Raw genomic sequence first — 12,881 nt, 5'->3', positions numbered from 1 at the left:
GCGATAATGCTGCAACCATTCATATACGAGGCGTGTCTCCATCAGTGACACCGCAGTCCCCGCACAGGAAGAAACGGGGGACACCATGCACCACCAGTCACGGCTCGCGGCCGCCGCCGCGGCCATCCTCCTCACCGCCGGGATCGGATCGACGATCCCCGCGTCCGCCTCGCAGTCCGCCGCACCCTCCCAGGCTCCGGCGACCGCCCTCGTCACCAACGCACGCTGGGGCGGCCACAGCTCCTTCGACCGGATCGTCATCGACATCCGCGGCAAGGTGCCGCCCGTCACCGTTCAGGCGGTGAAGAAGCTGCACTACGACGGCCTCGGGACCGAGGTCCCGCTCGCCGGAAAGCACTTCCTGGAGATCAGGCTCTCGCCGGCCGCCGCACACGACGACAACGGCAGGTCCGTCTACAAGGGCCCCAAGCTCACCAAGATCTGGCTTCCCTCCCTGAAGGGCCTCGCCCTCACCGGCGACTTCGAAGGAGTGGTCACCTTGGGAGCCGCGTTCACGACCAAGCCCACCTACACGACCCGCGTCCTCCACTCGCCGGAGCGCTTCGTGCTCGACATCCGGCACGCGCCACCGGTCTGCGGCCGGTGACAGCACGGGGTCCCGGTCTCCGCACCGGGACCCCCTCCGCTCGGCGGGCCGTGCGGTCCCGCGGCTCTGGTCCGCCCGGTGCATTCCACCCATGTCGTCTGGGGATTGCCCCGCTCGCCAAGGGCCGGCCCCCTATCGTGCCGGCATGAGTGCACACTTCGATGTCGTGGTCCTCGGGGCCGGCCCCGGCGGCTACACCGCTGCCGTCCGATGCGCCCAGCTCGGCATGTCGGTGGCGGTGGTCGAGGAGCGGTACTGGGGAGGCGTGTGCCTGAACGTGGGGTGCATCCCCTCCAAGGCGCTGCTGCGCAATGCCGAGTTGGCCCATCTGTTCACGCACGAGGCGAAGACCTTCGGGATCCGTGTCGAGGGTCATGTCGGCTTCGACTACCGGGAGGCGTTCCTGCGCAGCCGGAAGGTGGCCGAGGGACGCGTCCGCGGCGTGCACTACCTCATGAAGAAGAACGCCGTCACCGAGTACGACGGGACGGGCGTCTTCACCGACGCGCACACCCTGCTGGTCCGGGCCGCCGACGGCACGGAACAGAGCATCGACTTCGACCACTGCGTCCTCGCCACCGGGGCCACGACGCGCCTGCTGCCGGGCACGAGCCCGAGCGAACGCGTCGTGACGTACGAGGAGCAGATCCTCAGCGACCGGCTGCCCGGCAGCGTCATCATCGCCGGAGCCGGTGCGATCGGCGTCGAGTTCGCGTACGTGCTCCACAACTACGGCGTGCAGGTGACGCTCGTGGAGTTCCTCGACCGGGTGGTCCCGCTGGAGGACGAGGAGGTCTCGGCGGAACTGGCCCGCCGGTACCGCAAGCTGGGAGTCAACGTCCTGACGTCGACGCGGGTCGAGGCGATCGACGATTCGGGGCCGCAGGTGCGGGTGCATGTGACGACGGGCGGGCAGCGCCAGGTGCTCGAGGCCGACAAGGTGCTGCAGGCCATCGGGTTCCAGCCGCGGGTGACCGGTTACGGCCTGGAGAACACCGGTGTGCGGCTGACCGATCGCGGGGCGGTCGATGTGGACGGCCGCTGCCGCACGAGCGTTCCCCACATCTTCGCGATCGGTGACGTCACGGCGAAGCTGATGCTCGCGCACGCCGCCGAGGCCATGGGCATCGTCGCCGCCGAGACCATCGCGGACGTGGAGACCATGGAACTCGACTACACGATGATCCCCCGCGCCACCTACTGCCAGCCGCAGATCGCCAGCTTCGGCTGGACCGAGACGCAGGCGCGCGAACGCGGCTTCGACGTGCGGGTGCAGAAGTTCCCCTTCACCGCCAACGGCAAGGCCCACGGCCTCGGCGACCCCGCCGGTTTCGTGAAGATCCTCAGCGACGGCCGGCACGGCGAACTGCTGGGGGCCCACCTCATCGGCCCCGAGGTCACCGAACTGCTGCCGGAACTGACCCTGGCGCAGCAGTGGGACCTGACGGTGCATGAAGTGGCCCGTAACGTGCATGCCCACCCGACCCTGGGCGAGGCGGTGAAGGAAGCGGTCCACGGCCTGGCCGGCCACATGATCAACATGTAGCGGACCGCTCCGCGCCGCCCTCACGGACCGGACAGCGGCTGCTGGGTCCAGATGGTCTTCCCGTGGCGTGTGTACCGGCTCCCCCAGCGCTCGGTGAGCTGCGCGATCAGGAAGAGGCCGCGTCCGCCTTCCTCGGTGGCCCGTGCCCGCCGCATCCTGGGCTGGGTGCTGCTCGCGTCGGAGACCTCGCAGATCAGTGCCCCGGCCCGGATGAGCCGGAGCTCGACGGAGCCGCCGCCCGCGTAGCGGATGGCGTTGGTGACCAGTTCGCTCGCCACGAGTTCGGTGGTGAAGGAGAGTTCGTCCAGGCCCCAGTGGGACAGCTGCCGCACCACCAGGGTGCGCGCGTGCGCGACCACCGCGGGATCGGCTTCCAGCCGCCATGTCGCACAGTCGTCCGGGGCGATCACGCGCGTACGGGCCAGCAGCAGCGTCACGTCGTCCGACAGGGGGCGCGGGGCGAGTCCGGACACGATCTGCCGGCCGGCTTCCTGGAGCGGGCGGCCGGGGGCGCCGGCGCGCGTCAGCAGGGAGGCGAGGGTCGCCATCCCCTCGTCGAGGTCGGCCCGGCCCCGCTCGACCAGGCCGTCGGTGTACAGGGCGAGGACGCTGTTCTCCTCGACCTCTGTCTCCAGGGGCTCGAACGGCAGGCCGCCGACTCCCAGGGGCGGTCCCGGGCTGACGTCCAGATAGCCGACGCTCCCGTCGGGGCGCAGCAGGGCGGGCGGGGGGTGCCCGGCGCTGGCCGCGACGCAGTGCCGGGTCACGGGGTCGTACGTCATGTACAGGCAGGTCGCGCCGTACGAATCGTAAGCCGTGCGCGGACCGTGGTCGTGCGCGCCGGCGGCGTCGGCGGTCTCGTCCGTGAGCTGGGAGACGAGGTCGTCGAGGTGGGCGAGCAGTTCGTCGGGTTCGAGATCGAGGTCGGCCAGCGTGCGTACGGCGGTGCGCAGGCGTCCCATCGTGGCCGTGGCCTGCAGACCGTGGCCGACCACGTCGCCGACGACGAGGGCGACCCGTGCCGAGGACAGCGGGATGACGTCGAACCAGTCGCCGCTGACGCCGGTGGCGGTGTCCGTGGGCAGGTAGACGCTGGCGCTCTGGACGGCGACCGTGTCGGCTGTCGTCGGTGGCAGCAGGCTGCGCTGGAGGCTCACGGCCGCGTGACGCTCGCGCGCGTAGCGGCGTGCGTTGTCCACGACGAGTGCGGCACGGGAGGCGATCTCCTCGAGCAGGGCCAGGTCGTCCTTCTCGAAGGGAATGCGCGGGCCGGTGCGCCACACCGTGACCTGCCCCAGGAGCCGCCCTCTGGCCCTGAGCAGTGCGCTCATCCCGGAGTGGGCGCCCGCGGGGCCGGGCTGCGGCGCGTCGGCCGCGGTCCCGGTCCGCGCCCCCGCGGCGGCTCCCCGGGCGGCCGGCCGGGGCCTGTCGGCGGACCACATCCGGCGGGCGGGCCGGCCGGTGGCGTCGACGGACACGGGGGCGCCGACCCGCAGGGGATCTCCCCCCGGCCCGGCCACGGCCGCCCGGCGTAGCATGTGCCGCCCGTCCTCGTGCGCCTCCGGTTCCTCGTGCGCGAACACCGACTCGGCGATGTCGACGGCCGCCGCGTCGGCCAGGGCGGGAACGAGGACGTCCACCAGGTCGCCGGTCGTCTCCGCGAGCGAGAGGGAGTTTCCGACGACGGCGGTGGCCCGGTGCAGCAGGTCGAGCCGTTCGCGTGCCCGCCGCTGCTCCGTCACGTCGACGAACAGGGCCGTGACGCCCATGACCCGGCCCTGCGGGTCCTGGAGGCGGAACGCGGACAGGGCCACGATGCGGCCCGCCCCCGGGTCCACGCGGGTCCGGACGAGGATCTCCGTCCCGACCTGCGGGGTCCCGGTGGTGAGCACCTGCCGCAGCACGCCGTCGATGCTCCGTGCGTCCTCGTCCTGGAGGAAGGCGGCGAGCCGCAGTCCGCCCAGGTCGTCGGGCACGCCCGTGTACGGGAGGAGGTGCGTGTTCGTCCTCTCCAGCCGCAGATCCGTGTCGAACATCGCGAGCCCGACGCGGTCCTGGAGGAACAGCTCCTCCAGGAAGGCGTGGGCCTGGCGCCATTTCGCCAGCATGGATCTGGGCGCGCCGAGGACGAGGAGGCGGGCGTCGCGCCTGCCGGTCCGTCCCGGGTCGAGGGGAAGCACGCGGAACAGCACCTCCGCCTCCTCTCCCCCGCCCTTCCGCACCACGGCGCTGCCTTCCCAGACCGGGCCGTCGCGCTGGGCGAGGACGTCCGGCCAGCAGGCGGGGTCGGCCAGCAGCTCGCGGACCCGACGGCCCGACAGGTCATCGGCCGGGCGGTTCAGGAGGGTTTCGGCCGCCGGTGTGCAGCCGAGGACGGTTCCGGTGCCGTCCACCACGAGTCCGGCCGTGTTCCCCGCGTCGAGTGGATCGTCGTTGCCGCGAGCCGTGCGCATCAGCCCAGGGCCCGGTCGAGGTTGAACGCGGCGCTGATGAGCGCCAGATGAGTGAACGCCTGCGGGAAGTTGCCGGTCTGCTCGCCGGTGCGGCCGATCTCCTCGGCGTACAGGCCGAGGTGGTTGGCGTAGGTGAGCATCTTCTCGAAGGCGAGCCGGGCCTCGTCCAGGCGCCCGGCGCGGGCGAGCGCCTCGACGTACCAGAAGGAGCAGATCGAGAACGTGCCTTCCTCGCCCCGCAGTCCGTCCGGGCTGGCCTGCGGGTCGTAGCGGTAGACCAGGGAGTCGGACACCAGGTCCTCGCCGAGCGCGTCGAGGGTGGCCAGCCACTTGGGGTCCGTCGGGGAGATGAACTTGGCCAGCGGCATCATCAGGACGGCCGCGTCGAGGACGGCCTCGTCCTCGTGCTGGACGAACGCCTTGCGCTCGGCGGACCAGCCGCGCTGCATGATCCGTCGGTAGATCGTATCGCGTACGCCGCCCCAGCGGATCATGTCGGCCGGCAGGCCGCGGCGCCTGGCGACCCTCATCGCGCGTTCGATCGCGACCCAGCACATCAGCTGCGAGTACAGGAACCTCTTGCGGCCGCCGCGGGTCTCCCACACCCCCTCGTCGGGCTGGTCCCAGTTCTCGCAGACCCAGTCGACCAGCTCCACGACGGTGTCCCAGTGTCCGCTGGAGAGCGGCTGTCCCCACTTGTCGTAGAGGTACAGGCAGTCGATGAGCGCGCCGTAGATGTCCAGTTGGAGCTGGCCGACGGCGCCGTTGCCGATACGGACCGGGGCGGAGCCCAAGTGGCCCTCGAGGTGCGGGAGTTCCTCCTCGGGGAGCTCGCGGCGGCCGTCGATGCCGTACATGATCTGCAGTCGGCAGTCCGCCCCGGCCGGGGCCAGGGCCTTCTCCGAGAGGAAGTTGACGAACGCTTCGGCCTCGTCGGTGAAGCCCAGTCTGAGGAGGGCGTAGATGCAGAAGGCGGCGTCGCGGACCCACACGTACCGGTAGTCCCAGTTGCGCTCGCCGCCGATCTGTTCCGGCAGGCTGGTCGTCGGCGCGGCCACGATGGCGCCGGTCGGCGCGTAGGTGAGCAGCTTGAGGGTGAGCGCGGAGCGGTGCACCATCTCCCGCCAGCGGCCGCGGTAGAGGGACCGGGACAGCCAGCGGCGCCAGTACCGGACGGTGGCGTCGAACAGGTCCTCCGCCTCGGTGAGGGCGCAGGACCGCGGCTCGACCGTGCCGCCGATCCGGTCGAGCGCGAAGACCGCGGACTCGCCTTCGAGGAGTTTGAACGAGGAGCGGACGTCCGGGCCGTCGATCTCGACCGGCACGGTGGACGTCAGGGCGAGCGAGAGATCCGCGCAGTCGAAGACCGTCTGGCCCTGCCGGGTGGTGACCGAGTGGCTCTGCCGGCCGTAGTCGAACCGGGGCGCCACCCGCGCGGTGAAGGGCAGCGATCCGCGGACGACGAGCACGCGGCGGATCAGGCGGTGCCGGTCGGCCTCGCGCGAGTCGTCGACGACGGGCATGAAGTCCTGGATCTCGCCGACGCCGTCGTCCGCGTAGAAGCGGGTGATGAGGATGTTGGTGTCGGGGAAGTAGAACTGCTTCGTGCGGACCGGCACGTCCGGGGCGAGGGCGAACGAGCCGCCGCGGTCGGCGTCCAGGATCGACGCGAAGACACTGGGCGCGTCGAAGCGTCCACAGCAGTACCAGTCGATGGTGCCGTTCGTGCCGATGAGCGCCGCGCTGCGCAGGTCGCCGATGAGCCCGTGCTCGGCGATCGGGAGGTACCGCGGCGCGCCCGCCTTGCTGGGGCGCGCACTCGTGGCTCCGGCAGTCACGCGAGCCTCCCATGACGTCGCAGGACACCCGCGTTTCAGTCTAGGACCGCCTCTTGGCGGCGGCGACCCGCGCCGGTCCGGGCGGGCAGGGCCCGGTCAGCCCCGGTCCTCCTCCCCCGCCGGCCTCGCGACGCCCTTGCCCGGCTCCACGGCGTCGCGGCGGCCGCGTGAGCGGGCTTCGTCGAGCTGCGCGAGCCCGGGGTGGTGCAGGTCGAAGGCGGGCGATTCCGAGCGGATCTTCGGCAGCGTGGTGAAGTTGTGGCGGGGCGGAGGGCAGGAGGTGGCCCATTCGAGAGAGCGCCCGTAGCCCCAGGGGTCGTCGACGTCCACGCGCTCGTTCGCCTTCGCGGTCTTCCACACGTTGTAGAAGAACGGCAGTGTCGAGATGCCCAGCAGAAAGGCGCCGATGGAGGAGACGGTGTTGAGCGCGGTGAAGCCGTCGGCCGCGAGGTAGTCGGCGTAGCGGCGAGGCATACCCTCGGCGCCGAGCCAGTGCTGCACGAGAAACGTGGTGTGGAAGCCGACGAACAGCGTCCAGAAATGGATCTTCCCGAGGCGTTCGTCGAGCAGGGTGCCGGTCATCTTGGGCCACCAGAAGTAGAAGCCGGCGAACATCGCGAAGACGACCGTGCCGAAGACGACGTAGTGGAAGTGGGCCACGACGAAATAGGTGTCGGTGACATGGAAGTCCATCGGCGGCGACGCGAGGACGATGCCCGTCAGGCCGCCGAAGAGGAAGGTCACGAGAAAGCCCATCGACCACAGCATCGGCGTCTCGAAGGACAGCGACCCGGTCCACATCGTGCCGATCCAGTTGAAGAACTTCACACCGGTCGGCACGGCGATGAGGAACGTCATGAAGGAGAAGAACGGCAGCAGCACGGCACCGGTCGCGAACATGTGGTGCGCCCACACCACCACGGACAGACCGGTGATGGCGATGGTGGCGCCGACGAGCCCGACGTAGCCGAAGATCGGTTTGCGCGAGAACACCGGGATGATCTCGGTGATGATGCCGAAGAACGGCAGCGCGATGATGTAGACCTCGGGATGGCCGAAGAACCAGAACAGGTGCTGCCACAGCAGTGCCCCGCCGTTCCCCGGGTTGAACACCTGGGCGCCGAAGCGGCGGTCCGCCTCCAGGACCAGCAGAGCGGCCGCGAGGACCGGGAACGCCATCAGGACCAGCACCGAGGTGAACAGCACGTTCCAGGTGAAGATCGGCATCCGGAACATCGTCATGCCCGGGCCCCGCAGGCAGATGATCGTGGTGACGAAGTTGACCGCGCCGAGGATCGTGCCGAACCCGGCCAGCGCGAGCCCCATGATCCACAGGTCCCCGCCGACGAACGGGGTGCGCTCGCCGCCGCTGAGCGGCGTGTAGGCGGTCCAGCCGAAATCCGCCGCCCCCTGCGGTGTCAGCAGGCTGCTCACCACGATGAGACCGCCGAAGAGGAACAGCCAGAAGGACAGCATGTTCAGCCGGGGGAACGCGACGTCGGGCGAGCCGATCTGCAGCGGCATGACGGCGTTGGCGAATCCCGCGAACGTGGGGGTGGCGAAGAGCAGCAGCATGATCGTGCCGTGCAGGGTGAACGTCTGGTTGTACTGCTCGCTGCTGACGATCTGGAGGCCCGGCCGTGCCAGCTCCGCACGGAGCAGCAGCGCCATCACACCGCCGATGACGAAGAAGAGGAACGACGCGATCAGGTACAGGTGCCCGATCCTCTTGTGGTCGGTGGTGGTGATCCACGAGATCACCGCCTGGCCTCGTCCGCGGTGGGGAACCGGAACCGGTGTGACGGTCTGCTCGGTCGGCGTCGCCATGGAAACCCTTCCGTGTCGGGCGGGGCGGAGCACGGCGCACCGGACGGTCGGCCGGACACGGCGTGCCGGTCTCCTGACTACCCCGAGTCCACGAGGTGACGCCCGCCGAAACGGCGGCGCGTAAGAGTGACCCTGCGTGCCGAAGCCCTCCTCGGCAGGGCGGTCCCGCTCACCCCGGTCGCCGCCGGGGCGGGCGTACCGGGTGGTGCGCCGTGATCTCGGCGATGCGCCGGGCGGCTTCCTCGGGGGACGCACCGGGCTGCACCATATGACTGGCCGTCAGCCGGGCGATGACCTCGATCGCGAGGCCGCGCGACTCCGCGCCCACGTCGGGCCAGGCCTCGGCGGCGTACGCGCCGAGCATGGCGGTCGCGGTGTCGAAGACCGGCTCGGGGCGCGTGGCCGGACCCACGACAGGGAGTGCCGAGGACGGCTCCGGCGGAGCGGCGCCGTGCGGCGCATATCCTCACCCGAGGCATGCCGAGTGGAGGGCCGTAGAGGTGGCGGAGAGCAGGAAGACCGTTTCGGGCGGCACGGAAGGCGGCTCGCATCCCTCCGCCTCGCTCAGCGCGCAGGCGCGTGAGGCCGTCCGGCAGCGCATCGTCGACCGGCGTTAGCCGCAGGGTGCGCGCCTGGTCGAGCGCGAGGTCGCCGAGGAACTCGGCATGTCGCGCGTCCCGGTCCGCGAGGCCCTGCGGGCGCTGGTCGCCGAGGGCCTGCTGGAGCTGCTGCCGCACAGCGGGGTGCGGGTGCGCCGCCTGGAACGGGCCGATGTGGAGCACCTGTACGAGGTGTGGGAGCCGCTCGCGGTCCAGGCGTCGCGGCTCGCGGCGCGAGAGGCGGCCGGTGACCCCGAGGGGCTCGCCGCCCTGGAGGCGACGCTCCGGCAGGCCGAGCAGGCGGCCGCGGACGACGCCGGGGAACGCGAGGTGGCCGCGCACACGGCGTTCCACGAGGGCGTGGTGACGCTGTCGGGCAACCCCCTCCTGGCCCGCACGATGGAGCAGTTGAGCTGGCAGCTCCAACTGCTGTTCGGCATGCGCGAGGAGCCCGCGCACATGCGTGCCCAGCACGCCGACATGTTCCGCCACATCGCGCTGGGCGACGCGGAGGCCGCCGCGGCGAGCACGCTGCTGCATGTGCGCGACAGGCAGGAGGGTGGCCCTGCGCTCCCTCTTCGGCGACACCTCTCAGTGAGCCACTTGTATACCAACACAGAAATCACTGCCACGCGAGACCGGCCCGTACTTGCTCGCGCCTGGCTTTCAGGCATCACCCTTGCTCTTCGAGATGCGCTTGGTATACAAACTGGAGCGGCTGGCCACGTCGCCGGACCCGGTGCTCGCCGAGCGCGGCCGCACCTTCCTGCCGGTGCTGAAGCGCGCGGTCCTGGCCGCGCACGAGCTCGGTGTGCCGCTGGCCGCGGGCACCGACTCGGCGGGCGGGACCGTCGACCCCGTGGGCCGTGAGGTCGAGTTGATGCGGGAGGCGGGACTGCCGGCGCTCGACGCGATCCGTACGGCCACGACCGGCGCTGCCCGTCTGCTGGGCCTGGAGCGCACGGCGGGCCGGCTCGTACGGGGGTTCGCCGGCGACGTGATCGTCGTGGACGGTGACCCGCTGGCGGACGTGTCGGTGCTGAAGAAGCCCGTACGGGTGGTCCGGGCGGGCATCGCGCTCTGAGCCCGGTCCGGCCCGTGAACCGCCGGGGCGGGCAGGGCCGTTGGGTCCCTGCCCGCCTCTGGCCACCGCTTCCGCATGTACCGCCGACCGCCGACGCCGTCCGTTCCCCCGGCACCCGCTCCGCCACTACCGACGCCTGCACCGGCGTTCCGCCGCACCTGGACCGCCGCGATCCACCCACCGCCGAAGCCGAAGCCGAAGCCGAAGCCGAAGCCGAAGGAGTCTGTATGACACCGTCCTCGCAATCCGCCGGCGGTCTGAGCCGTCGCACGGTGATCGCCGGCGCCGCCGCCATGGCCGGCACCACCGCGGCGCTGTCCGCCACCGCCTCGCTGTCCCGGGCCCAGGCCGCCCACGCCCCCGCCGCGCAGCCACAGGGCGGCCGCCCCTCCAGGGCCGTGGTCTTCCGGGACGTGCGCCCGTTCGGCGCGCAGACCGCCGTGGACCTGACGGTCGTCGACGGCCGGATCTCCGACCGGCCCGGGCCGCCCGGTGCCGAAGTGGTCGACGGCGACGGCCGCATCGCGCTCCCCTCGCTCGTGGACGCGCACATCCACCCCGACAAGACGACCTGGGGCGGCTCCTGGGTGTCGCGCAAGCCGGCGAACGGCCTCGCCGACTACGTCGCCCAGGACGTGGAGCTGTTCCGCAGCCAGCGCCGGCCCGTCGCGGAACGCGCGTACGGCCTGATGACCCACGCCGTGACCCGGGGCACCCGTGCGATGCGTGCGCACGCGGACGTGGCCCCGGCGTACGACCTGGCCGGTGTCGAAGGCGTGGGCACGGCCCGCGAGCGTCTGCGGCACGCGCTCGACGTCCAGATCGTCGCCTTCCCGCAGCACGGCGTGATCCGCACTCCCGGTACGGCGGAGCTGCTCGAGGAGGCGGCTCGTACCGGAGCCGTCGACCTGATCGGCGGCATCGATCCGATCGGCTTCGACCAGGCGCTCGACGAGCAGCTCGATCTGGTCTTCGGCATCGCGGACCGGCACGGGGTCGGCGTCGACATCCACCTGCACGACCGCGGCGAGAAGGGGCTCACGGCGCTGCGCGGCATCATCGACCGGACGCGGGCGCTGTCCCTGTGGGGCAAGGTGACCGTCAGCCACGTGTTCTGCCTGCCAGGGCTGGGCGACCGTGAACTGGGCGCGGTGGCCTCGGACATGGGGGACCTCGGCATTTCGCTGACCACGGTGGCGCCGTCCGACTCTCTGGTCCTGCCCGTCGCGCGGCTTCGGGAGCACGGCGTGGACGTCGGGCTGGGATCCGACGGCGTGCGCGACTCGTGGAGCCCGTTCGGCAACGCGGACATGCTCCACCGCACGCATCTGCTCGGCTGGGTCACGGACGTACGCCTCGACGAGGAGCTGACGGACTGCTACCGCGTGGCCGCCCACGGCGGCGCGGACATTCTGGGACTCGCCCACGCGGACTTCGCACCCGGGGCTCCGGCCGACTTCGTCCTCGTACGCGGCGAGTGCCTGCCGCAGGTGGTGGTGGACACACCGCGGCGCGACATGGTCGTCCACGGCGGACGCGTCGTGGCGCGCGACGGGAATCCGGTCGGCTAGGCCCGGCTCCGGCTCCGCCGGGCGTCGCCGCCCGCGATGGCTTGTCCTGAACGGTTCCGTGCGACACGGCTGCTAGAAACGCCTCGTCGGACACCGAGGACGAGGCACACGGGCGGCGGCTGCGGTGCCGCTCGGCGGAGGGACGGACCATGGCGGAATTCGAGATCCGGAACGCGAGCGCTCTCGACATCGCGCTGATGAGGGACTGGGCCGATGAGGAGGGCTGGAATCCGGGCGACTCCGATCTCTGGGCGTTCACCGTCGCCGATCCGCACGGATTCCTGGTCGGGCACCTCGACGGTGAGCCGGTGGGGTGTATCTCGGCCGTGCGCTACGGCTCCGGGTTCGGGTTCATCGGCTTCTACATCGCCCGGCCCCCGGTACGCGGTCAGGGTTACGGCATCCAGCTCTGGCGCGCCGGGACGGAACGTCTGGCCGAACGGGTCGTCGGGCTCGACGGGGTCGTCGACCAGCAGGACAACTACCGCCGGTCCGGGTTCCGCCACGCCTGGAACAACGTCCGCTTCGAAGGTGTACCGCCCCAGGGCGACGCGGCGACGCGGGCGAAGGCGGAACTGGTCGACGCCCGTTCCCTTCCCTTCGGCCGGCTCGCCGCGTACGACCGCCGGTTCTTCCCCGAGGCGCGGCACGCGTTCCTGGCGGCCTGGGTCGGTCTGCCCGGGCGCACGGCGGTGGCCGCGCTGCGGGACGGCGCGTTGCAGGGGCTCGGCGTCATCCGCCCCTGCAGCGGCGCCTCGCGCATCGGCCCGCTCTACGCGGCCGACGCGGACGTGGCGGCCGCCCTGGTCCACGCGCTCGCGGCGACCGCTCCCGGCGCGGCCGTGGCCGTCGACGTCCCCGACCACAACACCGCGGCCCTGGACCTGATGCCGCAGCTCGGGCTCGCGCCGGGCTTCGAGACGGCCCGCATGTACACCGGTCCGGCCCCCGAGAGCGACCGGTCAGGAATGTTCGGCGTCACCAGCCTCGAACTCGGCTGACCGCCGCGTGCGCGGTCGGGCCCGCGGCGACGGCCGCCTCGGCCCACTGCCTCATCACGACGCCGGCCGTCCGGGACTCCCACGCCACGCAGCCCCTCTGTGCCCCCAGCGCCTTCCGTCTCCCGGCAGCAGCGCCCCGCGCCGGACGCGTACGGTGCCCGGGGTACGGTGTTCGGCCGGGTCTGTCGTCGGCGGAGCGCCGACGACACCCCTGCGCCGCGTTCCGCGCGGCGCGTGATCAATGGATCTTCACAACTGCGCGACGGCTTCGACGCCTTCCCACAGCCTCGGCCGGGCAGCATAGTGGCCCCATCGCCCGGCCGTCGCCGGGCGATGAACCCGACGGCGCGCACCA

Annotated in this window: 8 protein-coding genes and 2 pseudogenes; 6 read left to right on the top strand and 4 right to left on the bottom strand. The window is 71.6% G+C overall.

What is annotated here, in order from left to right; genetic code table 11:
- Positions 1 to 85 precede the first annotated feature (85 nt).
- Both ACWD0A_RS04015 and lpdA read left to right on the top strand, forming a co-directional pair.
- Complete coding sequence (locus ACWD0A_RS04015; protein ID WP_451294378.1) at positions 86 to 607, top strand: AMIN-like domain-containing (lipo)protein; 522 nt, start codon at positions 86 to 88, stop codon at positions 605 to 607.
- Between the two features lie 145 nt (positions 608 to 752).
- Positions 753 to 2,153, top strand: a complete 1,401-nt coding sequence (lpdA, locus tag ACWD0A_RS04010; protein WP_451294376.1) for a dihydrolipoyl dehydrogenase — start codon at positions 753 to 755, stop codon at positions 2,151 to 2,153.
- Positions 2,154 to 2,173: 20 nt separating this feature from the next.
- On the opposite strand, the gene ACWD0A_RS04005 is transcribed toward lpdA, so the two are convergent.
- From ACWD0A_RS04005 to ACWD0A_RS03990, 4 genes are all read right to left on the bottom strand, one after another.
- Positions 2,174 to 4,606 (bottom strand): SpoIIE family protein phosphatase, encoded by a 2,433-nt coding sequence (locus ACWD0A_RS04005; RefSeq protein ID WP_451294374.1) that lies wholly within the window; start codon positions 4,604 to 4,606, stop codon positions 2,174 to 2,176.
- Positions 4,606 to 6,444: a glycoside hydrolase family 15 protein gene (locus tag ACWD0A_RS04000; protein WP_451294372.1), complete on the bottom strand. Its 1,839-nt coding sequence runs from the start codon at positions 6,442 to 6,444 to the stop codon at positions 4,606 to 4,608. The genes ACWD0A_RS04005 and ACWD0A_RS04000 overlap by 1 nt, the downstream gene beginning before the upstream one ends.
- A 96-nt stretch (positions 6,445 to 6,540) precedes the next feature.
- A complete protein-coding gene (gene ctaD, locus ACWD0A_RS03995; protein ID WP_451294370.1) occupies positions 6,541 to 8,271 on the bottom strand; it encodes an aa3-type cytochrome oxidase subunit I in 1,731 nt (576 codons plus the stop codon).
- Between the two features lie 169 nt (positions 8,272 to 8,440).
- On the bottom strand, positions 8,441 to 8,683 hold the full coding sequence (locus ACWD0A_RS03990) for a hypothetical protein (RefSeq protein ID WP_451294368.1): 243 nt from the start codon (positions 8,681 to 8,683) through the stop codon (positions 8,441 to 8,443).
- A gap of 88 nt (positions 8,684 to 8,771) precedes the next feature.
- On the opposite strand from ACWD0A_RS03990, the pseudogene ACWD0A_RS03985 reads away from it, so the two are divergent.
- The 4 genes and pseudogenes from ACWD0A_RS03985 to ACWD0A_RS03970 all read left to right on the top strand — a co-directional run bounded on the left by ACWD0A_RS03985 (position 8,772) and on the right by ACWD0A_RS03970 (position 12,526).
- Positions 8,772 to 9,468 (top strand): annotated as a pseudogene (locus ACWD0A_RS03985) (GntR family transcriptional regulator).
- Positions 9,469 to 9,588: 120 nt separating this feature from the next.
- A pseudogene (locus ACWD0A_RS03980) lies at positions 9,589 to 9,954 on the top strand (amidohydrolase family protein); the annotation flags it as partial.
- A gap of 227 nt (positions 9,955 to 10,181) precedes the next feature.
- Entirely contained in the window at positions 10,182 to 11,525 is a 1,344-nt protein-coding gene (locus tag ACWD0A_RS03975) for an amidohydrolase family protein (RefSeq protein WP_451294366.1), read from the top strand.
- 149 nt (positions 11,526 to 11,674) lie between these two features.
- Positions 11,675 to 12,526, top strand: a complete 852-nt coding sequence (locus ACWD0A_RS03970) for a GNAT family N-acetyltransferase (protein WP_451294364.1) — start codon at positions 11,675 to 11,677, stop codon at positions 12,524 to 12,526.
- The last annotated feature ends 355 nt before the right edge of the window (positions 12,527 to 12,881 follow it).

The organism is Streptomyces sp. NPDC002867, assembly GCF_053591895.1.
Note: the sequence above shows the minus strand (reverse complement) of the source record. Positions and strands in the feature narration are given on the sequence as shown.

Excerpts from the sequence above, each read along its gene's own strand:
- ctaD (WP_451294370.1), bottom strand. The coding sequence starts at position 8,271 with ATGGCGACGCCGACCGAGCAGACCGTCACACCGGTTCCGGTTCCCCAC.
- ACWD0A_RS03970 (WP_451294364.1), top strand. The coding sequence starts at position 11,675 with ATGGCGGAATTCGAGATCCGGAACGCGAGCGCTCTCGACATCGCGCTG.
- ACWD0A_RS04015 (WP_451294378.1), top strand. The coding sequence starts at position 86 with ATGCACCACCAGTCACGGCTCGCGGCCGCCGCCGCGGCCATCCTCCTC.
- ACWD0A_RS04005 (WP_451294374.1), bottom strand. The coding sequence starts at position 4,606 with ATGCGCACGGCTCGCGGCAACGACGATCCACTCGACGCGGGGAACACG.
- lpdA (WP_451294376.1), top strand. The coding sequence starts at position 753 with ATGAGTGCACACTTCGATGTCGTGGTCCTCGGGGCCGGCCCCGGCGGC.
- ACWD0A_RS03975 (WP_451294366.1), top strand. The coding sequence starts at position 10,182 with ATGACACCGTCCTCGCAATCCGCCGGCGGTCTGAGCCGTCGCACGGTG.